The organism is Mediterraneibacter sp. 210702-DFI.5.30 (assembly GCF_020560115.1).
GTDB classification, from domain to species: Bacteria; Bacillota; Clostridia; order Lachnospirales; family Lachnospiraceae; genus Mediterraneibacter; species Mediterraneibacter faecis.
This window is the reverse complement of sequence record NZ_JAJCME010000265.1, coordinates 1-214: the sequence shown is the minus strand read 5'-3', so window position 1 is coordinate 214 and position 214 is coordinate 1. Positions and strand designations below refer to the sequence as shown.

Annotated in this window: 1 protein-coding gene; it reads right to left on the bottom strand. The window is 46.7% G+C overall.

Annotation, left to right across the window (positions count from 1 at the left end):
- Positions 1–214 (bottom strand): hypothetical protein (locus LI126_RS15510; RefSeq protein ID WP_227165784.1); only part of this gene is annotated, 214 nt, incomplete at both ends.

The window sequence follows — 214 nt, the reverse complement described above, 5'->3', positions numbered from 1 at the left end:
ACGATGATTTTTTTGGGCCAGCTTGCGGATGACGGTATTATCCAGCTGATTAAAATGATTGCTGGTAATTACTGCGCCTTGAGTTGGCGAAAGCGACTTAAGATTTTCTAGCCCACAAAACGTGGTATCGTGATTGAACCAGTCTGTGATTCCACGCATCGTGGTTCTGGCAATCAAGTTGTCAAAGCGAGCGCGCCAATGAGTCTGATCCTGC